Genomic DNA, 20,702 nt, shown 5'->3' on the forward strand with positions numbered 1-20,702 from the left:
CGGCCGCGCACGGCCGGGCACCCACCGCCGGAAGACCGTGACGAAAGGCCCTGACGCCGTACACCCGCCGGTTGTTAGCCTCCTCGAAGCACCCGTCCGCCGAGAGGACTCCGCGCACCATGCCCACCAGCGAGCTGACCTTCCGTACCGCCCTCGATGCCGATGTCCCCGGGCTCGTCGGCCTGATCGAGTCGGCCTACCGCGGCGATGTGAGCCGCAGCGGCTGGACGACGGAGGCGGACCTGCTGGCGGGGCGGCGCACCGACCCGGACGCGGTCACCGCCGTGGTGCGCCACGAGACCGGCCGGCTGCTGATCGCCGAGCGGGACGGTGAGCTGATCGCCTGCTGCCAGATCGAACACCGCGGGGACCACGCGTACTTCGGTATGTTCGCGGTGCGCCCGGAGCTCCAGGGCGGCGGCCTCGGCAAGGTGATCCTCGCGGAGGCGGAGCGGACCGCCCAGGAGATCTGGGACGCCCGGGAGATGCGGATGACGGTCATCCGGCAGCGCACGGAGCTGATCGCCTGGTACGAGCGCCGCGGCTACCGGCGCACCGGGGAGCGCACCCCGTTCCCGTACGGCGACGAGCGCTTCGGCATCCCCCAGCGCCCCGACCTGGAATTCGAGCTGCTGGTCAAGCCGCTCGGCTGACCTCTGTCCCGTTGACCGGCCGCGGGTCCGGACGGGGAACGCCTTGGTGCGGAGGCGGAGGTGCACGCGGATCACGCGCGCCGGCTCACCCACGCCAAGGCCCGTCGCACTGTTAGCGTTTGGCCTTTGAACGAGGGGCGGCATCAGATGACATCGACCACGTTTCGCATCGGCGGGGACCTGGGCATACGGCGGCTCGGGTTCGGAGCCATGCGCCTGCCGACCGAGCCGGGCCCCGCCCGGGAGGCCTCCCTCGCGCTCGCGCGAAGGGCCGTCGAGCTGGGCGTCACGCTGATCGATACCGCCCACATGTACGGCTGGGGAGCGAACGAGGAGCTTCTCGCCGAGGCGCTGCACCCCTATGCGGACGGGCTGCTCATCACCACCAAGGTCGGCATCGCGCGATCGGCGTCCGCCGGCGAGTGGAGTCACGACGGGCGGCCGGACTCGCTGCGCGATCAGGTCGAGAACGCCCTCCGTCGGTTGCGGGTGGAGCGGATCGAGCTGCTCCAGCTGCATCGCATCGATCCGCAGGTGCCCCTCGCCGACCAGCTCGGCGCGTTGCGGGAGCTCCAGGTCCAGGGCAAGGTCGGCCGGATCGGGTTGTCGGAGGTGACCGTCACCGAACTCGGCCGGGCGCGCGAGTTCATCGACGTCGCGAGCGTGCAGAACCGCTACAGCCTTCTCGACCGCGAGCACGAGCCGGTGCTCGCGGCCTGCGAGGCCGCGGGGATCGCGTTCCTGCCGTGGAGGCCGGTCGCCGGAGCGGCGTCAGGCGCGGCGGCCGAGGTGGCCGCCGTGGCGGCCGAACTCGGTGCCACCCCGGCCCAGGTCTCCCTCGCGTGGCTTCTCGACCGTTCGCCGGTCATCCTCCCGATCCCGGGCACCGCCCGGATCGCTCACCTGGAGGAGAACCTCGCCGCGGCACATCTCCGGCTGACCCCGGACCACCGTGACCGCCTCGACCGGTTGGCCGAGCAGGCCTAGGGGGTGTCCGGGCCCGCAGCTGGTCAAGGCGACAGCACGCAGGCCCGGGGCCGGCGGCCGCCGTTCACAGCCGTCCCGCCTGGATGATCCGCTGCAGGAACTGCCGGGTGCGGTCGTGCTGCGGATCGCCGAAGACCTGCTCCGACGTGCCGCGCTCCAGCACCACCCCGCCGTCCAGGAAGCACACCTGGTCGGCGACCTCCCGCGCGAAGCCCATCTCATGGGTGGCGATGACCATGGTCATGCCCTCCTCCTTGAGCTCGCGGACGACGCCGAGCACCTCGCCGACCAGTTCCGGGTCGAGCGCCGCGGTGATCTCGTCGAGCAGCAGCAGCCGGGGCCGCCCGGCCAGCGCACGGACGATCGCGACCCGCTGCTGCTGGCCGCCGCTGAGCCGGTCCGGGTACTCGCCGGCCCGTCCGCCGAGCCCCAGCCGCTCCAGCAGCTCGTGGGCCCGCGCCTCCGCCTCGGCGCGCGGCACCCCGTGCACCCGGCGGGGCGCCAGCGTGATGTTGTCCAGCACGGTCATGTGCGGGAAGAGGTTGTAGGCCTGGAAGACCACACCGATCCGGCGGCGCACCGCGTCCACGTCGGCCCGCGGATCGGTGATCTCCGCACCGTCCAGGAAGATCGCGCCGTCGTCGATCTCCTCCAGCAGATTCGCGCAGCGCAGCAGGGTGGACTTGCCCGACCCCGAGGCGCCGATCAGCGCGGTCACGGTGTGCGGCGGGACCTCCAGATCCACATCCCGCAGGACGACCGTGCCCCGCCCGTAGGTCTTCCGTACGGACTCCAGCCGCAGCACCGGTCCGCCGTCGGGCGCGGCCGGGCCGGCGGTCTCCACGGCCGGCCGCGGGGTGTCGTCCGTCGTGCTCATACGAGGCCTCCCTGGGCGCGCCTGCGGTCCATGCGCGCCGTGATCCAGTCCGTGCAGCGGGTCATCGGGATCGTCAGCGCGACGAAGACGAGTCCGGCCACCACATAGGGCGTGAAGTTGAAGTCCTTGCCGGCGATGATCTGCGCCGCGTACACCGCGTCCACCGCGCCCGCGATGGACACCAGACCGGTGTCCTTCTGCAGCGAGACCAGATCGTTCAGCAGCGGCGGCACCACCCGCCGCACCGCCTGCGGCAGCACCACGAAGCGCAGTGCCTGTCCGCCGGAGAGCCCCAGCGACCGGGCCGCGGCCCGCTGTGAGGGGTGCACCGATTCGATGCCGGCCCGGAAGACCTCGGCGACATAGGCCGAGTACGTCAGCACCAGCGCGGAACCGCCGAGCAGCACCGGATCGGTGGTCACGCCCTGCAGCCGCAGCGCCGGCACCCCGAAGACCACCATCAGCAGGCAGATGATCAGCGGCAGTCCGCGGAAGAAGTCGGTGTACGCGGCGGCCAGGGCGCGCAGCGGGAAGAACACCGGGCCGCGCAGGGTCCGGGCCACCGCCAGCAGCAGCCCGAGCACCAGCACCGCCGCCCCGCACACCAGCAGCAGCCGCAGATTCAGCAGCAGCCCGTCCAGCACCTTCGGCAGCGCCATCCGGGCGTACTCCAGGCTGAAGAAGGTCTCGCGGGTGCGCGGCCAGCCGGGCGAGCGGGTGATGACGAGGAAGAGGACGGCGCCGGTGACCAGGGTGCTCAGCGCGGCGACAGCGGTGGCGCGCCGGGCCCTGGCCCGCTTGAAGCGCTCCCGCTCGATCCGCCGCGGCGAGGGCACATACCCGTCGTCGGCCCCCGTCTGCGCCGTACGGGTCTTCACCACACCTTCTCCGTACGTCACTTGAGCACCGGAACCGAAACGGCGTCGGCCAGCCACTTCTTCTCCAGCGCGGCCAGGGTGCCGTTCTTGCGCAGCGTGTCCACCGCGGCCGTCACACACCCGGTGATCCGGCTCTCCTTGTCCAGGACCAGACCGAACTGCTCCTCGGCGGCGCCGGTGGCGGCGAACTGCCCGACCACCTCGGCGTCCTTCACCTCCGCCGAGGTGATGTAGAAGGCCGTCGGCAGATCGGTGAGGATCGCGTCGACCTGGCCGTTCTTCAGCGCGGACTTGGCGAGGTCGTTCTTCTGGAAGACGGCCGGCGGCTGCGCGGGCCGGACGGTGTCCTGGAGGACGTCCAGGCTGGTGCTGCCGACCTGCGCTCCGAGCTTGACCCGCCGCAGGTCGGCGATGCTCTTGGCGCGCGCGGCCCGGGAGCCCTTGAGCGCGATCACCGCCTGCCGTACGTCGTAGTAGCCGGAGGAGAAGGCGACGGCCCGCTTGCGCGCATCGCTGATGGAGATCTGGTTGATGTCGAAGTCGAACTTCTTCTCGCCGGGCGCGAAGGCGTTGTTGAACGGCACGGTCTGCCAGTGCACCGCGCCCTTGTCATAGCCCAGTTGCCGGGCGACGGCGTACGCGACCGCGGACTCGAAGCCCTTGCCGTTGGCCGGGGCGTCGTCGTGGAACCACGGCGCGTAGGCGGGCTTGTCGGTGCCGACCGTGAGCTTGCCGTCGGCCACGGTGGCCAGTTGGCCGCGGTCGCAGCTCTGCTTGCCCGGCCCGGCGGCCCCCGGGCCACCGGGGGACGTGTCCTGCGGGGCACAGCCGACGGCCGCGACGAACAGCGCGACGGTGGCGCAAGCGGCAAGGCGGAGGGGGCGGTTGGCGAGGCGCATGGCGGGAGAGTGGCAGTGCGCGAGGTGATCTGTCGAGATCGCCGGGGGAAACGTCCGCATGCTGGAAGCACATTGCACGGCTGTGAACTGCGGATTTCGCCGTGTGCCGGGGCGGGGCCCGGGGGACGCGGTACGCCCCGCCGGGCTCGGAGCCGTGCCCGCCGTCCTACGCCGTGAAGCGGACCGCCCGGCGGATCTCGGGCTGGTCGGTCACCACACCGTCCAGCCCGAGCCCGCGGGCGAGACGGAGCTGGTCGTGGGTGTTGACCGTCCAGGCCACGACCTTCAGCTGCGCGGCATGGGCCCGCTCGACCAGTTCCAGGGTGAGCCGGCGGATGTTCAGCGAGAGCATCGTCGCGCCCACGGCCAGTGCCCGGTCGACGACATCGGCGCCGTAGCGGCTGCCGACCAGCGCGGTACGGACGCCGGGCAGCAGGGTCCGGATCGCGGCCAGCGCCTCGTCGTGGAAGGAGATCACATCGACCCGGCCGACCAGATCGCGCGAGCGCATCACCTCGGCCAGCGCCTGCGCGGCCGCCACGTCCTTGATCTCGGCCTGCAGCGGCCCCTTGACCGCCTCCAGGACCTCCTCGAAGACGGGGATCCGCTCACCCTGGCCGGCATCGAGTTCGCGCAGTTCGGCGAGGGTGCGCTCGGCGATCGGACCGGCGCCGTCGGTGGTCCGGTCCACATCCGCGTCGTGCATCACCACGAGCGCGCCGTCCTTGCTCAGATGCAGATCCAGTTCGATGACATCGAGGCCCTCGTGCTCGGCGCGCACGAAGGAGCGCAGGGTGTTCTCCGGCTCGACGCCCATCATCCCGCGGTGTCCGATGGTGAGAAAGGACAAGGCTGCCTCGCTTCTGTCGGCTCGGTGCTGCTGTCGGCTCAGTCCCAGTGTCGACCGTCGACTCTCGGCAACGGCGTGACGAAATGGCGCACAGCCTAACGGGCCCGTACGGCGGAAAAAGGGGTGCCGGACGGGGCCGCGGTGTGTCCAGTACGGGTACCCGCCATCTCCGGGTTCCAGACCGCCTCACCCTCGCGTGGGCGAGTCCTCACCGCGCTGACGGGCCCGTCGGGACCCGGTCACCACGGGAGCGGTGGCGCTGGGGAGCCGAGTGTGGCATATGCCATACGGCTGCGGGCGGCGGCTGCCGCGGCGCTCGGACGGCGGCACCCGAGGACGCGGAAAGGTGCGCTTTCCCCGTCAACAGGCCCTGAAAGAAGCGCCGGAAGCCTGGGCGTCACGGGCAGGAAGTGCCGTCTAGGCCGTCACACACAGGAAAAATCTGCGTGAGCGCGGGGTGTCGGCAGAAAAATTTTCACCGGCACCACTTGAGCGGGCGATCCTCGGCTGGTTACCGTGGCCTGACAACACGATCTACCGCCGGAGGGCAGTCATGACGGAAATTCTTTCGCCTGTGGGTGTCCGGGGGGCCACCACGACCGCAGAGAGTGTGGTCGCGCACCCGGCGTGGCCCGTGCTCAAGGACGCGGTCGAGACCATCCGCCCGTGGCAGTCCAAGGACGGTTCGATCGACCTGGCGGCGGAGGGCGCGCCGACCGCCGACGCCGTCCGCGCCGAGGTCGACCGCGTGATAGCGGCCGTCGGCGAGCTCGCCCCGCTGCTGCCGCACGACGCCGCCTACCACGAGGCGCTCGCCGCCGACCTGCGCCGCTGGGCCGACAGCGGCTTCGGTGTGCCGGACTTCCTGGACTCGCTGCTCGCCTTCCAGCCCGCCCAGCAGCGCGCCGACGGCCTCCAGCACCTCGTCCTGTTCCCCATGTACACCCAGAACGGCAACCTGGACCGCAACTTCGAGGCCGTCGTCCTGCGCATGGTCTGGCCGGACTGGCTCGCCGAGCTGGAGCGCACCCGCTACGACAACCCCCTCTTCTGCGGCATCACCTTCGAGGACTTCACGGCCGGGTACGACACCCACTCCGCCGTGCTCTTCCCGGAGACCATCGCCGTGCGCGAGGCTCCCGAGCGGTTCAGCTGGGGCGGGATCTTCTGTGACCGCGAGGCCGCCCGCTTCCGCCGGGTCAGCGAGGCCGCCATCGAGACGCTCGGCCTCGAAGTCCCGCAGGACCTCCGCGAGATGCTCGACGACCAGGAGCGCTGCCAGCAGGCGTTCGTGCTGTGGGACATGGTGCACGACCGCACCCACAGCCACGGTGACCTGCCGTTCGACCCGTTCATGATCAAGCAGCGCCAGCCGTTCTGGATGTACGGCCTGGAGGAGCTGCGCTGCGACCTCACCGCCTTCAAGGAGGCCGTGAAGCTGGAGGCCGAGGGGTACTCCCAGGCACGCGATGTGCAGTTCGCAGTGATCTTCGACCGGATGTTCCGCTTCCCGGTCAGCGGCGACCGCGTCCGCAACTACGACGGCCTGGGCGGCCAGCTGCTCTTCGCGTACCTGCACCAGCACGACGTCGTACGCTGGACGGACAACACACTCCACATCGACTGGGAGCGGGCGCCCAAGGTCACCAACCAGCTGTGCGGCGAGATCGAAAAGCTCTACCGCGACGGCATCGACCGGCCCAAGCTGGTCCACTGGCTCGCTGCGTACGACCTCGTCTCGACCTACCTCGCACCGCACCCGGGCTCGGTCTGGGCCAAGGGGCCCGAGGCCCTCGACCTGGACCAGCCGCCGCGCAAACTCGTGGACGACGTGCTCCCCGACGAATTCCCGCTGAGCATGTTCTACGAAGCGCTCGCCAAGAAGCTGCGTGCTGTGATCGCCTCTACCAAGGGCATCACGGCCCACAGCGACGCATTGGCGGCGGCATGAAAACCGAGCGGAACACCCGGCCGAAGGCCGTCCAGCAGCAGGACGAGGAGGCGACGAAGATGGTTACTTCGACGGGCGGACAGGGGCCGCTGGAGGGTGCGGTCATCGCGGTGGCGGGAGCGGCCGGACCGGCCGGCCGGGCGACCCTGCTGCGTCTGGCCGAAGCGGGTGCGGTGGTGGTCGGCTCGGACTCCAACCCCGAGCGACTGGCGGAGGCCGTGGACGCGGCGCGCTACGCCCATGGCGGCGCCACGGTGATAGGGGACACCGTCGACCTCCTCGACCCGGACCAGGCCCGTGAATGGGCGGACCGTACGGAGAAGGAATTCGGCCGGATCGACGGCCTGGTGCACCTCGTCGGCGGCTGGCGCGGCTCCTCGACCTTCGCGGAGACCGACCTGACCGACTGGGACATGCTGCACAAGCTGCTGGTGCGCACCGTCCAGCACACCTCCCTCGCGTTCTACGAGGCCCTGGAGCGCAGCGGCAACGGCCGTTTTCTCCTCACCAGCGCGGCCGGCGCCAGCAAGCCCACCGGCGGCAATGCCGCCTATGCCGCCTCCAAGGCCGCGGCCGAGGCCTGGACGCTGGCCATGGCGGACGGTTTCCGCAAGGCGGGGGGTGAGCAGGGGCCGCGCGCCGCTGCTGCCATCCTGATCGTGAAGGCGCTCGTCAACGACCAGATGCGCGCCGAGCGACCCAACGCAAAGTTCGCGGGCTTCACGGATGTCACGGAGCTGGCCGAGGCCATCGCCGGGGTCTGGAGCCGGCCCGCGCAGGAAGTGAATGGACAGCGTCTGTGGCTGACCCCCGAGCCGTGACCGGTGCGAAGACCGACGCCCGGCAGCACCACGATCCCGAGATACGCGGCTTCGCCAGCGACAACTACGCGGGCGCGCACCCCGAGGTGCTCGCCGCGCTCGCCCTTGCCAACGGCGGCCATCAGGTCGCCTATGGCGAGGACGACTACACCGCGCACCTCCAGCGTGTCATCCGCAGCCACTTCGGGCAGCGCGCCGAGGCGTTCCCGGTGTTCAACGGCACCGGCGCCAATGTCGTCGCCCTGCAGGCCGTCACCGACCGCTGGGGTGCGGTGATCGCTGCCGATTCCGCGCACATCCACGTCGATGAGTGCGGTGCGCCCGAGCGGGTCGGCGGGCTCAAGCTGCTCACCGTGCCGACCGAGGACGGCAAGCTCACCCCTGAGCTGATCGACCGCGAGGCGTACGGCTGGGACGACGAGCACCGTGCCATGCCGCAGGTCGTCTCGATCACCCAGAGCACGGAGCTCGGCACGGTCTACACGCCCGACGAGATCCGGGCGATCTGCGAACACGCCCATGAGCGCGGCATGGTGGTGCATCTGGACGGCTCGCGGATAGCCAACGCCGCGGCGACGCTCGATGTCCCGATGCGGGCCTTCACCAACGCCGTGGGCGTCGACATCCTCTCCTTCGGCGGCACGAAGAACGGTGCGGTCTTCGGCGAGGCCGTGGTCGTGCTCAATCCCGACCGGGTGCGGGCGATGAAGCATCTGCGGAAGCTGTCCATGCAGCTGGCCTCCAAGATGCGCTTCGTCTCCGTCCAGTTGGAGGCGCTGCTGGCCAAGGACTTGTGGCTGCGCAACGCCCGGCACGCCAACACCATGGCGCAGCGGCTGGCGGCCGGGGTGCGGGAGATCGGGGGGGTGGAGATCCTCTATCCCGTGCAGTCCAACGGGGTGTTCGCGCGGCTGCCGCACGACGTCAGCGAGCGGCTCCAGAAGCGCTACCGCTTCTACTTCTGGGACGAGTCGGCCGGTGTCGTGCGCTGGATGTGCGCCTTCGACACCGCGGAGGAGGACGTCGACGGCTTCCTCGCCGCACTCCGCGAGGAGATGGGCCGCTAGACGGCACTGCATAGCTATGCTCCCGGTCGGAAAGTCATTGACTCCCGGCCGGGCGCATAGCTACGCTCCCCGGGCATGGAGCTGATCCAGAACACCCCGGAAATCTCTGCCTACTTGGCGTCCGGCGAGGTCATCGACCACGAGCATCCACGCGTCCGGGCCACCGCGGCCACGCTCTCCGTCGACGCCCCCGATGCATACGCATACGCCAAGGCCGCCTTCGAATTCGTCCGCGACACCATCCCGCACAGTCGGGATGTCGGAGATCCACGGGCTACCTGGCGCGCCTCCGACGTCCTCGCCCAGCGCACCGGCATCTGTTACGCCAAGGCGCATGCGCTCGCGGCCCTGCTGCGGGCGGAGGGCATCCCCACCGCGCTCTGCTACCAGAAGTTCGAGGTCGTCCACGGCCTGGTGGCCGTCAAACTGCCCAGTGAGGACCGCTGGGCCCGGCAGGATCCGCGGGGCAACAAGCCCGGCGTCGACGCACAGTTCCGCCTCGACCGCGAACAGCTCGCCTTCACCGTGCGACCTGAGTGCAATGAACTGGACTACCCGGTGCTATTTGCTGAACCGCACCCGGCCGTGCTCCAATGCCTCCGTGAGGCCGTCGACCGGCCTCACCTCTGGCAGACGCTCCCCACCGATCTCTGAGGAACGGCCCTGATGCCCAGCCCTTCGCAGGTCTCCGACATCGCCTGTGACCCGCATGTCTCCGACATGGCCTGTGCCCTGCACATCTCCGACGAGGTGCGCGCCCTGGCACCCGGCTTCGCCTGTCTCGCCGTGGAGGCCCACGGTCTGACCAACGGGCCCAGCGACGAGGCCGGCGCGGCGCTCCTGGAGGACGCCACCCGCCGGCTGACCGAACGCCTCGGCGGACGGGCTCCGCAAGACGATCCGCACGTCGCCGCCTGGCGCGCCGCGTACACCGCCTTCGGCAGCAAGCCCTCGCGCACCCGCAACTCCGCCGAGGCGCTGGCCAGGCGGGCGCTCGCGGACGGCGGCCTGCCGCGTATCAACCGTCTCGTCGATCTTTACAACGCGATCAGCGTCGCCCATCTCATTCCCGTGGGCGGTGAGGACCTGGACCGCATCCAGGGCGGTATGCGGCTCGTCCGGGCCACCGGCGAGGAGCCGTTCGCGACCGCGGCCGGAGGCGCCGAGACCGTCGAGTACCCCGACGCGGGCGAGGTGGTCTGGTGCGACGACGAGGGCGTCACCTGCCGCCGCTGGAACTGGCGGCAGGGTGTCCGCACCCGTCTCACCGAGGACTCGGTCAGCGCCCTCTTCCTGCTGGAGCGGATGGCCCCCATGACGCTCGACGAACTGACGGCCGCGGGCGCCGAGCTGGCCGAGGCGCTGCACCGGGCCTGCCCGGACGCCCGGATCGAGATCGGTGAGATCCGCGCCGGCTGATCCGGGCCGGTCCCGGCGTCGTTACGCGGGGCTCCCGGGCGCCGCGGGGGCGGTGCCACCCAGGTGCGCCGGGATCCACCAGGTGTCCTCGGGGTCCTTGGGGCGTACGGGGTAGGCGCGCTGGGCCGCCTCCAGCAGGTCCTGCACCCGGGACCGCAGCCGGTCGGTGATCTTCTCGGCCTGCTCGGCCGGGTCGGCCTCGATCGGCTCGCCCACCCGGATCGTTATCGGGAAGTGGTTCCGGCCCAGATCGCGCTTGTGGCCCTTGGTCCACAGCCGCTGGGTGCCCCACAGCGCCACCGGCAGCAGCGGCACCCCGGCCTCCTGGGCCAGCCGCGCCGCACCCGACTTGAAGTTCTTCAGGGTGAAGGACTCGGAGATCGTCGCCTCGGGGAAGACCCCGATGATTTCACCCGAACGCAGTGCGGACAGCGCGTGCTTGTAGGCATGCATGCCCTGGCCGCGGTCCACGGGGATGTGCTTCATCGCGCGCATCAGCGGACCCGACACCTTGTGCCGGAAGACCGACTCCTTCGCCATGAAGCGCACCAGCCGCTTGGCCGGCCGCGCGGTCAGCCCGGCGAAGACGAAGTCCAGGTACCCGATGTGATTGCTCACCAGAACCGCCCCGCCGCGGCGCGGAATGTGGTCCGTCCCGGCGATGTCGAATTTCAGATCGAGCGCCTTGAAGAGCGTGCGGGCGGCGCCGATCACCGGCGGATAGACGAGCTCTGCCATTGTCCGGAGGACCCCTTTTCCACGCCTGGGGAGGGTTCTCCCGGCGGAAACCTACGCAGTCGTAACTGCGGCTTTCGGGAGATCGTGCCCGATGTCGGCCGTGGCGGCCAGCGCGTCGGCCGCCAGGGCCGGGAGATTCTTCTCACGTGGCCCCGGATCAGCCCGCCGTTCTCCGCAGCAGAAGGTACATCTCGCACCCCAGGCAGTACCCGAACACGGCATTGAGGAAGGCGGCCGCGAGCGCGCAGCCGGTGGCCGCGAGCCCCAGCCACTCCGGCCCCACGAAGTAACCCGCCAGCCCCACGACCGCGAAGAACAGCCCCACACCCTGGGCGAAGCGCGGCGGGGCGGCGCCCTCGAACTCCGTCGGCGGGGACAGCCGTGGGCGCACCGCCACCTTGAACAGCCAGGCATAGGGCGACCGCGGCACACCCGCCACCGCCCCGACCGCGAAGACCAGCGCCTGGAAGGCCAGCAGCGGACCGCTTCCGGTGATCAGCACGGCCGCCAGCACGACGGTGGTCAGCGCCGCGCCGAACCTCGGGCCCCGTACGTCAATCCTGTCGACAGTCATGCCCTCACCCTTCCGCAGAGCGGGCCGGATACGCCCCGGGAATCTTTGCGGTCCCGTGAACGCTGCATCCCTCGATGACTGGACTCATGGTGTGCATCGCGGTGCTCGCGGCGGCGAGCGCCTTCGGCGTATGGCACCGACGCCGCAATGGGAGGCTGACGGTGCGGGAGCGGGACGACACGGCGCGGCTGGGCGCCGCCGAGATCGGGGCGGCGCTGGGGGAGCGGGCCACCCTGCTGCAGTTCTCCAGTGCCTTCTGCCAGCCCTGCCGGGCCACCCGGCGCACCCTCACCGAGGTCGCCGGCATGGTCGAGGGGGTGGCCCATGTCGAGATCGACGCGGAGGACCATCTGGACCTCGTACGGGGGCTCAATGTGCTGCGGACCCCCACGGTGCTGGTGCTCGACGCACAGGGCGCGATCGTGCGCCGCGCCTCCGGACAGCCCCGGAAGGCGGATGTCATCGCGGCGCTGGGCGCGGCCGTCCGTGATTGATCTCCCAGATGGCGGGCGCCCCTTGACGCTGTGGGTCACGAATCGTCACTCTGACGTGATGCGGCCAGGAACCCTTCTCTACGGACGCGCCCACGTCGACCTTCTGCGGACTGCCAGCGCCCGCTGTCCGGGCATGTGAGCAGCGACGACATCAGTGCCGCCGGCCGCCCCACGGCCGTCGGCGGCTTTGCCCGGGCTCGTACTCGACAGCAGAAGGACAACTCCATGACGGCCCTGCCCGGCCTCGGCACGCCCCGCACCGCCTCTCCCGAGCTCCTGCGCTCGGTCTTCCGGCAGCACGCCGCCGGCGTCGCGGTGATCACCGCGCCCGGCTCCCGCCCCGCGGGCTTCACCGCCACCTCCCTCACCTCCGTCGCCGCCGACCCGCCGCTGCTCTCGTTCGGCGTGGGCACCGGCTCCTCCAGCTGGCCGGCCGTCTCGGAGGCCGAGCACATCGGCGTCCACATACTCGGCGAGCACCAGCAGGAGCTGGCCGCGACCTTCGCGCGCAGCGGCGCCGACCGTTTCGGCCCCGCCACCTCCTGGTACACCGGCCCCGAGGGCGTGCCCCTCCTGGACGGTGTCCTGGCCTGGATGGTGTGCAAGATCGTGGCACGGGTACCGGCCGGCGACCACTGCCTCGTGCTCGCCCAGCCGGTCGTCGGCGACCCCGCGGGGCCCGGCCGTCCGCTCCTCTATCACCAGGGCCGTTTCAACGCGCTGCGGGACTGACGGGCAGTCGTCGGACCTCCCGGGTCCGGCGACACGCTCGGGGTTCCGGCGCGGCTTCCTCTTCGCCCGTTCAGGGCCGTTGGCAAGGTCACATTTCGACGGCCTTGCTTCGGGGCATGAGACTGGATGTACTGGCGAGTAATATGACGGTCGGCGTGGGGAACCGGATCCGACCGGGAGCCGCCCCAACAGGCGCCTATGCTGCCAGCACAAGGCAGTTCTGAAGAGACGAAGCAGGTAGGAGAGTCGGCGTGAGCTTGAGGATCGTTGTCTGTGTGAAGTACGTGCCCGACGCCACCGGCGACCGGCACTTCGCCGAGGACCTGACCGTCGACCGTGATGACGTGGACGGTCTGCTCTCGGAGCTCGACGAGTACGCCGTCGAGCAGGCCCTGCAGATCAAGGAAGCGGCCGACGACGCGGAGATCACGGTCCTCACCGTCGGTCCCGAGGACGCCAACGACGCGCTGCGCAAGGCGCTGTCGATGGGCGCCGACAAGGCCGTCCACGTCGAGGACGACGACCTGCACGGCACGGACGCGCTCGGCACCTCCCTCGTGCTCGCCAAGGCCATCGAGAAGACCGGCTACGACCTCGTCGTCTGCGGTATGGCCTCCACCGACGGCACGATGGGTGTGCTGCCCGCGCTGCTCGCCGAGCGGCTGAACATCCCTCAGGTCACCCAGCTCTCCGAGGTGTCCGTCGCCGACGGCAAGGTCACCGGCCGCCGGGACGGCGACACCGCCAGCGAGCAGCTGGAGGCCGCGCTGCCGGCCGTCGTGTCCGTCACCGACCAGTCGGGTGAGGCGCGTTACCCCTCCTTCAAGGGCATCATGGCTGCCAAGAAGAAGCCGGTGGAGTCCCTGGACCTGGAGGACCTGGAGATCGAGGCGGACGAGGTCGGCCTCGAGGGCGCCTGGACCAAGGTCGAGGACGCCGCCGAGCGTCCGGCCCGTACGGCGGGCACGATCGTCAAGGACGAGGGCGAGGGCGGCAAGCAGCTCGCCGAGTTCCTCGCGGGCCAGAAGTTCATCTGAGCCGCGCAGCCCTTCCCACCGCCCTCATTCTTCCCGCAGGAGAGCAATCCCATGGCTGAAGTTCTTGTCTACGTCGACCACGTGGACGGCGCCGTCCGCAAGCCCACCCTCGAACTGCTCACCCTCGCCCGCCGCATCGGCGAGCCGGTAGCGGTCCACCTCGGCCCGCACGCCGACGAGGCCGCCAAGGTCCTCGCCGAGCACGGCGCCGTCAAGGTCCTGGCCGCCGACGCGCCGGAGTTCGCCGAGTACCTCGTCGCTCCCAAGGTCGACGCGCTGCAGGCCGCCTACGACGCGGTCTCGCCGGCCGCCGTGCTGCTGCCGTCCTCCGCGGAGGGCAAGGAGATCGGTGCCCGCCTCGCGGTCCGCATCGGCTCCGGCATCATCACCGACGCCGTCGACCTGGAGGCCGGCGACGAGGGCCCGGTGGCCACGCAGTCCGTCTTCGCGGCCTCGTACACCACCAAGTCCCGCGTCTCCAAGGGCACCCCGGTCATCACCGTCAAGCCCAACTCCGCCGCCCCGGAGGCCGCCCCGGCCGCCGGCACGGTCGAGCAGCTCGCGGTGACCGTCGCCGACTCCTCCAAGGGCACCAAGATCGTCTCGCGCACCCCGCGTGAGTCGACCGGCCGCCCGGACCTGACCGAGGCCGCGATCGTGGTCTCCGGTGGCCGCGGCGTCAACGGCGCCGAGAACTTCCCGGTCATCGAGGCGCTCGCCGACTCGCTCGGTGCGGCCGTCGGCGCCTCGCGTGCCGCGGTGGACGCCGGCTGGTACCCGCACACCAACCAGGTCGGCCAGACCGGTAAGTCGGTCTCGCCGCAGCTGTACATCGCGGCGGGCATCTCCGGTGCCATCCAGCACCGCGCCGGTATGCAGACCTCGAAGACGATCGTCGCCATCAACAAGGACGAAGAGGCACCCATCTTCGACCTGGTCGACTACGGCGTGGTCGGCGACCTCTTCGAGGTCGTCCCGGCCCTCACCGACGAGGTCAAGACCCGCAAGGGCTGAGCCCGTCGAGGTGCCGGTCCCTTCGGCGCACGCAACGAGGCCCCGTACGCGCGCTGCGTACGGGGCCTCGTGCTGCCGCGGCCCAAGGAGCCGCGCGCGTCACGCCCTAGGCGCCCGTCGTGCCGTCGATCTGCTCGCGGAGCAGATCCGCATGGCCGTTGTGGCGCGCATACTCCTCGATCATGTGGACGTAGATCCAGCGCAGGCTCAGCGTGCGGCCCCGGGAGGTGCGGAAGGTCTCGTCCAGCCCGCTGTCCGCCACGGCCTTGTCGCAGGCATCGATCTCGGCACGGAAGGCCGCGAAGTGCTCCTCGGCGGCGGCCGGGTCGAGGTCGTCGAAATCGGCGTCGGGGCTGGCTTCGGTGAAGTAGTGGTCGCCGACCCGTTCACCGAGGAAGCGCTTGCGGAACCAGGTCCGTTCGACATCCGTCATGTGGCGCACGAGGCCGAGCAGGGTGAGGGTGGACGGTGCGCTGCTCGCCTGTATGAGCTGGTCGGCGGTGAGTCCGGTGCATTTGGCGAGCAGGGTGTCGCGATGGAAGTCGAGCCAGCCCTGCAGCATCTCCCGTTCACCGGCCACGGTGGGGAGTTCTCTGCGCTCGATGGGGGGTGCGATCCAAGTCATGCGGGTGAGTCTGGCGGTGCCGGCTCCGCCGCGCCACGGGGTTTCCGGCCCGGCCGCACACCCGTGACCTGCGTCGCCCCGGGCGAGGGGTGTTGACCTCGCCGAATGACCCCGTTAACTTCGCTATACGGATTGTTGATTCCGTTAAGCGGAATACGCTCGATGGTCGGGCGTGAGCACCGGGAGGGGCAGCGAATGGGGCAGCAGGAGACCGTGGCGACAAGCCTCGCGGACACCGTACGCGAGGGCATCGGCGCCGCTCTCGCCCAGGTGGACGCGGATCTGGCGCGGCGCTACCCGGGCGACCCCGGCACCCGCCAGCCGGTCCACACGGTCTATGTCCCCGGCGACGCCTTCGCCGCCGACACCCTGCGTTCCTGGGGTGACCAGGCGCTCGCCGCCCTCGACGCGCACGCCCCCGACGCCGGTGCGCTCGCCGCCGTCCTCGGCATCCCCGACGCGCTCGCCGCCGATGTTCATGACCGGGTCCGCGCCAAGCTGGTCCGTGAGCCCATCGAGGATCTGCGCATCGACTTCGAGGACGGCTACGGCCCCCGCCCGGACGCCGAGGAGGACGCGGCCGCGGCCCGCGCCGCCGCCCTGGTCGCCGCCGCGAATGAGAACGGCACCGCGGCCCCCTATATGGGTATCCGGATGAAGTGCATGGAGGCCGCCGTCCGCGACCGTGGCATCCGCACTCTCGACATCTTCCTCACCGGCCTGATGGAGGCCGGCGGTCTGCCCGGCGGACTGGTCCTCACGCTCCCCAAGGTGACCTACGCCGAGCAGGTCACCGCCATGGTCCGGCTGCTGGAGGCCTTCGAGAAGGCGCACGGCCTGGAGAGCGGCCGGATCGGCTTCGAGATCCAGATCGAGACCACCCAGTCGATCCTGGGAGCCGACGGCCGGGCCACCGTCGCCCGCATGATCGAAGCGGCCGAGGGACGCGCCACGTCCCTGCACTACGGCACCTTCGACTACAGCGCCTCCTGCGGCGTCAGCGCCGCCCACCAGTCCCTCGACCACCCGGTGGCCGACCACGCCAAGGCCGTGATGCAGGTCGCGGCGGCCGGCACCGGAGTACGGCTCTCCGACGGCTCGACCAATGTCCTGCCCGTCGGCACGACCGACCGGGTCCACGAGGCCTGGCGGCTCCACTACGGCCTCGTCAGCCGCTCGTTGGCCCGCGCCTACTACCAGGGCTGGGACATGCACCCCGCCCACCTGCCCACCCGCTACGCGGCGGTCTACGCCTTCTACCGCGGGGGCCTGGAGCAGGCCGCGGCCCGGCTCGCGGCGTATGTCGCCAAGGCCGGCGGGGACGTCATGGACGAGCCCGCCACCGCCAAGGCACTCAGCGGCTATCTGCTGCGCGGTCTGGACTGCGGAGCCGTGGACATCGCCGAGGTCGCCCGTCTGACCGGGCTGACGCGCGCCGACCTGGACGCCCTCGCGGGCCGCCCGACAGCTACGGCAGTCTGAGGCGACAGCCGAAACCGGCACAACTCCTCGCATGATGCGGTGAGTTGACTGCCGTAGCCGCTTACGGGCCCGAGTGCCCGACGAGGCCCCCGCCGATCCGGCGGGGGCCTCGTGCGTCAGCCGCCCGCCGGTCCGAGGTCGTCGAGGTGGGCGCGCAGGACCGTGGCGCACGTCGGTGCGTCCAGCACTTCGGGCCGCAGTACGGCGGTGAAGGCGAGGCCGTCCAGGAGGGACGTCAGCCGCTCGGTCTCGGTCTCGACGCACAGCCCCGGCCGCAGCCCGCCCGCCGAGCCGAGGCGGGTGAGGATGCGCCGCACCAGGGCCCGGGTGGCGACGGCGGTCTCGTGGGCGAGGCCGTCGAGGGTGGGATCGGTCCGGGCGGCCGTGGAGAAGTCGACGAGGACGGTGACCTCGGCGCGCCGGCTGTCGTCCAGGGGCAGCAGCTCGGAGAGCAGCTCCACCGCGAACCCTCGGATCCGGGGTCCGGGGAGCCCGTCCAGATCACCCAGTTCGTCGATCCGGCGCTGCAGCCGGTCGCCGACCCGGTCGAGCATCGACCGCATCGCAAAGCGCATCAGCTCTTCCTGGCCGGCGAAGTAGTGCCGGACCGAACCGATGTTGAGCCGCGCCTCGTCGGCGACGGCGCGCAGTGACGCGCGCTGGAGGCCGTCGCGTACGGCGACGCGGAAGAGGGCGTCGACGACCTCGCGGCGGCGGGCTTCCCGGTCCACCTGTTTGGGCATGGGCCCTTTCTATCACGGCTGTGATAAATTGTTTTCTATCACGCCTGTGATACAAAAATGAGAGGGGCGACCATGGAACGGGTCCTGAACCTTCTTCTCCTCAGATTCGGCCTGCTCGTGGGCGGTCTGGTGGCGCTGGCCCTGCTGGTCTTCGCGGTGGCGCTGGTGCTCCGGCGCAGGGGGAAACTCGGCGAGGCGCGGCGGTATGCGGCACCTGCCGCGCGTGCCGCGAGCCGCTGGCTGGACGGCCGCGGTGCCGCGCGGGGCCGCGGCGGGTCCAGAGGTGGGTCCCGGAGTGTCGGAGCGGTGGCCGGAGCGGCGATCCGGGCCGCGGCCCGTCACCTGGACGACGACGGGCGCGGGCAGCGGGAGCGGGGTGCGGGGCGATGACCGGTGGTGTGCCGCTGACGGGTGGCGGCATAGCTCAGGCCCTCGCCCGGGGCGACGGCGCCGGCCTCCTCCACCACCTTCTGGTCGACCGGGCGATCAAGGTCGCCCTCGTGCTCGTCGCACTGATCGTGCTCGGGCTCGGGATGGCGCTCATCTGGAAGAAGGCCGGCCGCGGCGGACCTCCGCGGCGCGACGACGGGTGACACCGGGCCCGCGGCGGCGGGGAGTTCAGCTCTCCGAAGGGGGGATCTCGCCCGAGCCGCGGGGGATCAGCCGGGTGGGGATCTCCATCCGGCGGGGCGCGTCATCGGCGCCGTCGAGCCGGCGGAAGAGTAGATTCGCCGCCGTACGGCCCAGTCGTGCGGCGTCCTGGGCGACGACGGTGATGGCGGGGTCGACCAGATCGGCGAGTTCGAAGTCGTCGAAGCCGACGAGGGCGACCGGGCGCGGGCGTTCGGCGAGCACTCGGACCGCCGTGACCGTGACGCGGTTGTTGCCCGCGAAGAGCGCGGTCACCGGGTGCGGGCCCTCCAGCATGGCGGTGGCGGCGGACCGCACCCGCTCCGGAGCGGTCGGGCCGAGGGAGACCCAGGACTCGTCAACGGGCAGGCCGGCGGCGGCCATTGCCGTACGGTAGCCGCGCAGCCGCTCATGGGCGGTGTGGATCCTGGGCTGGTCGCCGATGAAGCCGATCCGGCGGTGGCCGTGCGCGATGAGATGGGCCACCGCGTCCTGTGCGCCGCCGAAGCTGTCGGAGAGGACGACATCGGCGTCGATACGTCCGGCCGGGCGGTCGACGAAGACCGTGGCTATCCCGGCCGCGATCTCCGGTTCCAGATACCGGTGGTCGTCCGCGGCCGGGATGATGACCAGGCCGTCCACCCGCCGGGCGCACAGGGCCAGCACCAACTCCTGTTCCCGCGCCGGGTCCTCGGCGCTGGAGCCGTTGATCAGCAGTGCGCCGTGGCTGCGGGCGACTTCCTCGACGGCGCGGTTGAGCGGGCCGTAGAAGGGGTCGGCGAGATCCTCCAGCACCAGACCGATGCTGGCCGTGCGTCCCTTGCGCAGGATCCGGGCGGAGTCGTTTCGGCGGAATCCCAGGGCCGTGATGGCCTCCTGGACGCGTCGTTCGGTGTCCGGGGTGACCCCCGGTTCGCCGTTGACCACACGGGAGACCGTCTTGAGGCCGACCCCGGCGCGCGCCGCGACATCCTTCATCGTGGGCCGGGTGCCATAGCGGCGGGACGTGCCCCGCGCGGTGTCGGTCACGGTGTGCGGTCCTGATTCTGTCGGCGTCGGCGTGTGGCGTCGAGCATAGCCTCTAGACAACGTTGTCAATCAAAGGGAGACTGGCGTTCTCACGCCGGGCCGGTACGCTCGGCCCCCGGGCCCACCAGGAGATTCCACACCGATGCAGACGGACCTCAGCGCAGCCTTGGACATTGGCGGCACCAAGATCGCCGGCGCTCTGGTGGACACTCACGGCAGGCTGGTCGTACGGGCCGCCCGGCCCACCCCCGCCGACAAGGACGGGGCGACGGTGATGCGCGCGGTGGCCGAGGTGGTCGGCGAGCTGGCGGCGGGGCCGGACTGGGCGCGGGTGGCGGCCGTCGGAATCGGCAGCGCGGGCCCGGTGGACGCCGCCACCGGCACCGTCAGCCCGGTCAACATCCCCGGCTGGCGCGACTTCCCGCTCGTCGCCGGAGTGCGGGCACTCGTCGGGGAGCGCCCCGTCGTGCTGGTCGGCGACGGTGTCGCGATGACCGCGGCCGAGCACTGGCAGGGCGCCGCACGAGGCCACGCCAACGCGCTGTGCATGGTGGTGTCCACCGGAGTCGGCGGCGGGCTCGTCCTCAACGGGCGGCTGCACCCGGGACCCACGGGAAACGCCGGGCACATCGGTCACATCAGCGTCGATGTCGAGGGTGACCCCTGCCCCTGCGGGTCCCGCGGCTGTGTCGAGCGGATCGCCAGCGGCCCCAACATCGCCCGCCGGGCGCTGGCCAACGGCTGGCAGCCGGGCCCCGACGGGGACACCAGCGCGGCCGCCGTCGCCGCCGCCGCGCATGCCGGTGACCCGGTCGCCCTGCGCTCCTTCGAGCGAGCGGCACGGGCGCTGGCTGCCGGAATCGCCGCCACCGCCACGCTCGTCGAGATCGATATCGCCGTCATCGGCGGGGGAGTCGCGGGTGCGGGGGAGGTCCTCTTCCGTCCCTTGCGTGCGGCGCTGCGGGACTACGCGACGCTGTCGTTCGTGTCGCGCCTGACGGTCGTACCCGCCCAAATGGGCACGGACGCCGGGGTGGTGGGCGCCGCGGCCGCCGCACAACAGTCCCGTCTCGATGCCTTTGTCCCCGCTCCCTGAACCCACCACGTGCCCCCGTGCGCCCCTTAGTGTGGTGCCCATCGCGACGTCCGCCGTGACGCGCGCGGTGGTCGGCAGGGGTACGGGCAGCGAGGGGATCGGCGAC

Annotated in this window: 24 protein-coding genes; 15 read left to right on the plus strand and 9 right to left on the minus strand. The window is 71.2% G+C overall.

Translation table 11 applies throughout. The features are described from left to right. Positions 1 to 119: 119 nt before the first annotated feature. Together STRNI_RS34290 and STRNI_RS34295 are read left to right on the plus strand one after the other, a co-directional pair. A complete protein-coding gene (locus tag STRNI_RS34290; protein ID WP_093646842.1) occupies positions 120 to 653 on the plus strand; it encodes a GNAT family N-acetyltransferase in 534 nt (177 codons plus the stop codon). A 147-nt stretch (positions 654 to 800) separates the two neighbouring features. Then, positions 801 to 1,640 (plus strand): aldo/keto reductase, encoded by an 840-nt coding sequence (locus tag STRNI_RS34295; RefSeq protein ID WP_266449144.1) that lies wholly within the window; start codon positions 801 to 803, stop codon positions 1,638 to 1,640. A gap of 64 nt (positions 1,641 to 1,704) precedes the next feature. Here the strand turns inward: STRNI_RS34295 and STRNI_RS34300 are convergent, their stop codons facing one another. From STRNI_RS34300 to STRNI_RS34315, 4 genes are all read right to left on the minus strand, one after another. After that, complete coding sequence (locus tag STRNI_RS34300; protein WP_159489648.1) at positions 1,705 to 2,517, minus strand: amino acid ABC transporter ATP-binding protein; 813 nt, start codon at positions 2,515 to 2,517, stop codon at positions 1,705 to 1,707. Next, on the minus strand, positions 2,514 to 3,416 hold the full coding sequence (locus STRNI_RS34305; RefSeq protein ID WP_229838304.1) for an amino acid ABC transporter permease: 903 nt from the start codon (positions 3,414 to 3,416) through the stop codon (positions 2,514 to 2,516). The genes STRNI_RS34300 and STRNI_RS34305 overlap by 4 nt, the downstream gene beginning before the upstream one ends. Continuing rightward, entirely contained in the window at positions 3,413 to 4,294 is an 882-nt protein-coding gene (locus STRNI_RS34310; protein WP_277412597.1) for an ABC transporter substrate-binding protein, read from the minus strand. The genes STRNI_RS34305 and STRNI_RS34310 overlap by 4 nt, the downstream gene beginning before the upstream one ends. A 166-nt stretch (positions 4,295 to 4,460) precedes the next feature. Next, the gene (locus tag STRNI_RS34315) at positions 4,461 to 5,144 is read right to left on the minus strand and encodes a glycerophosphodiester phosphodiesterase (protein ID WP_018087513.1); all 684 of its coding nucleotides are present in this window, start codon (positions 5,142 to 5,144) and stop codon (positions 4,461 to 4,463) included. A gap of 553 nt (positions 5,145 to 5,697) precedes the next feature. Here STRNI_RS34315 and STRNI_RS34320 point away from each other — a divergent pair. The 5 genes from STRNI_RS34320 (at position 5,698) to STRNI_RS34340 (ending at position 10,402) form a co-directional block, all read left to right on the plus strand. Then, a complete protein-coding gene (locus STRNI_RS34320) occupies positions 5,698 to 7,095 on the plus strand; it encodes a DUF6421 family protein (RefSeq protein WP_159489644.1) in 1,398 nt (465 codons plus the stop codon). Positions 7,096 to 7,154: 59 nt separating this feature from the next. Further along, positions 7,155 to 7,916: an SDR family NAD(P)-dependent oxidoreductase gene (locus tag STRNI_RS34325; protein WP_026169264.1), complete on the plus strand. Its 762-nt coding sequence runs from the start codon at positions 7,155 to 7,157 to the stop codon at positions 7,914 to 7,916. Next, a complete protein-coding gene (locus STRNI_RS34330) occupies positions 7,895 to 8,983 on the plus strand; it encodes a threonine aldolase family protein (RefSeq protein WP_078518477.1) in 1,089 nt (362 codons plus the stop codon). Before STRNI_RS34325 ends, STRNI_RS34330 begins: the two co-directional genes overlap by 22 nt. Before the next feature lie 75 nt (positions 8,984 to 9,058). Beyond that, positions 9,059 to 9,637: a transglutaminase domain-containing protein gene (locus STRNI_RS34335; protein ID WP_277412598.1), complete on the plus strand. Its 579-nt coding sequence runs from the start codon at positions 9,059 to 9,061 to the stop codon at positions 9,635 to 9,637. A 66-nt stretch (positions 9,638 to 9,703) separates the two neighbouring features. After that, the gene (locus tag STRNI_RS34340; protein WP_277413355.1) at positions 9,704 to 10,402 is read left to right on the plus strand and encodes a B3/B4 domain-containing protein; all 699 of its coding nucleotides are present in this window, start codon (positions 9,704 to 9,706) and stop codon (positions 10,400 to 10,402) included. 21 nt (positions 10,403 to 10,423) lie between these two features. On the opposite strand, the gene STRNI_RS34345 is transcribed toward STRNI_RS34340, so the two are convergent. Next, on the minus strand, positions 10,424 to 11,140 hold the full coding sequence (locus tag STRNI_RS34345; protein WP_018087507.1) for a lysophospholipid acyltransferase family protein: 717 nt from the start codon (positions 11,138 to 11,140) through the stop codon (positions 10,424 to 10,426). A gap of 157 nt (positions 11,141 to 11,297) precedes the next feature. Continuing rightward, positions 11,298 to 11,714 carry a DUF4395 domain-containing protein gene (locus STRNI_RS34350; protein WP_018087506.1) on the minus strand — a complete coding sequence of 139 codons (417 nt, stop codon included), beginning with the start codon at positions 11,712 to 11,714 and terminating at the stop codon, positions 11,298 to 11,300. Positions 11,715 to 11,788: 74 nt separating this feature from the next. On the opposite strand from STRNI_RS34350, the gene STRNI_RS34355 reads away from it, so the two are divergent. From STRNI_RS34355 to STRNI_RS34370, 4 genes are all read left to right on the plus strand, one after another. Further along, on the plus strand, positions 11,789 to 12,208 hold the full coding sequence (locus tag STRNI_RS34355) for a TlpA family protein disulfide reductase (protein WP_277412599.1): 420 nt from the start codon (positions 11,789 to 11,791) through the stop codon (positions 12,206 to 12,208). Between the two features lie 225 nt (positions 12,209 to 12,433). Next, positions 12,434 to 12,940, plus strand: a complete 507-nt coding sequence (locus tag STRNI_RS34360; RefSeq protein ID WP_018087504.1) for a flavin reductase family protein — start codon at positions 12,434 to 12,436, stop codon at positions 12,938 to 12,940. A gap of 251 nt (positions 12,941 to 13,191) precedes the next feature. Beyond that, positions 13,192 to 13,977, plus strand: coding sequence for an electron transfer flavoprotein subunit beta/FixA family protein (locus tag STRNI_RS34365; RefSeq protein WP_026169262.1), 786 nt, complete (start codon positions 13,192 to 13,194; stop codon positions 13,975 to 13,977). A 51-nt stretch (positions 13,978 to 14,028) separates the two neighbouring features. After that, positions 14,029 to 14,991, plus strand: coding sequence for an electron transfer flavoprotein subunit alpha/FixB family protein (locus STRNI_RS34370; RefSeq protein WP_018087502.1), 963 nt, complete (start codon positions 14,029 to 14,031; stop codon positions 14,989 to 14,991). A gap of 106 nt (positions 14,992 to 15,097) precedes the next feature. Here STRNI_RS34370 and STRNI_RS34375 read toward each other — a convergent pair whose 3' ends face one another. After that, positions 15,098 to 15,616 (minus strand): DinB family protein, encoded by a 519-nt coding sequence (locus STRNI_RS34375; RefSeq protein ID WP_018093691.1) that lies wholly within the window; start codon positions 15,614 to 15,616, stop codon positions 15,098 to 15,100. Between the two features lie 195 nt (positions 15,617 to 15,811). Here STRNI_RS34375 and STRNI_RS34380 point away from each other — a divergent pair, with 195 nt between their 5' ends. Beyond that, a complete protein-coding gene (locus tag STRNI_RS34380) occupies positions 15,812 to 17,098 on the plus strand; it encodes a DUF6986 family protein (protein WP_159489634.1) in 1,287 nt (428 codons plus the stop codon). A gap of 116 nt (positions 17,099 to 17,214) precedes the next feature. On the opposite strand, the gene STRNI_RS34385 is transcribed toward STRNI_RS34380, so the two are convergent. Continuing rightward, positions 17,215 to 17,841 carry a TetR/AcrR family transcriptional regulator gene (locus tag STRNI_RS34385; protein WP_266449129.1) on the minus strand — a complete coding sequence of 209 codons (627 nt, stop codon included), beginning with the start codon at positions 17,839 to 17,841 and terminating at the stop codon, positions 17,215 to 17,217. A 72-nt stretch (positions 17,842 to 17,913) separates the two neighbouring features. On the opposite strand from STRNI_RS34385, the gene STRNI_RS34390 reads away from it, so the two are divergent. Both STRNI_RS34390 and STRNI_RS34395 read left to right on the plus strand, forming a co-directional pair. Further along, complete coding sequence (locus STRNI_RS34390; protein ID WP_277412600.1) at positions 17,914 to 18,231, plus strand: hypothetical protein; 318 nt, start codon at positions 17,914 to 17,916, stop codon at positions 18,229 to 18,231. Further along, positions 18,228 to 18,434 (plus strand): hypothetical protein, encoded by a 207-nt coding sequence (locus STRNI_RS34395; RefSeq protein WP_277412601.1) that lies wholly within the window; start codon positions 18,228 to 18,230, stop codon positions 18,432 to 18,434. The genes STRNI_RS34390 and STRNI_RS34395 overlap by 4 nt, the downstream gene beginning before the upstream one ends. A 25-nt stretch (positions 18,435 to 18,459) precedes the next feature. Here STRNI_RS34395 and STRNI_RS34400 read toward each other — a convergent pair whose 3' ends face one another. Beyond that, complete coding sequence (locus STRNI_RS34400; RefSeq protein ID WP_159489628.1) at positions 18,460 to 19,500, minus strand: LacI family DNA-binding transcriptional regulator; 1,041 nt, start codon at positions 19,498 to 19,500, stop codon at positions 18,460 to 18,462. Positions 19,501 to 19,642: 142 nt separating this feature from the next. Between STRNI_RS34400 and STRNI_RS34405 the strand changes: the two genes are divergently transcribed. After that, positions 19,643 to 20,596, plus strand: coding sequence for an ROK family protein (locus tag STRNI_RS34405; RefSeq protein WP_018093697.1), 954 nt, complete (start codon positions 19,643 to 19,645; stop codon positions 20,594 to 20,596). Positions 20,597 to 20,702 lie beyond the last annotated feature (106 nt).

This window comes from Streptomyces nigrescens (genome assembly GCF_027626975.1).
GTDB classification, from domain to species: Bacteria; Actinomycetota; Actinomycetes; order Streptomycetales; family Streptomycetaceae; genus Streptomyces; species Streptomyces nigrescens.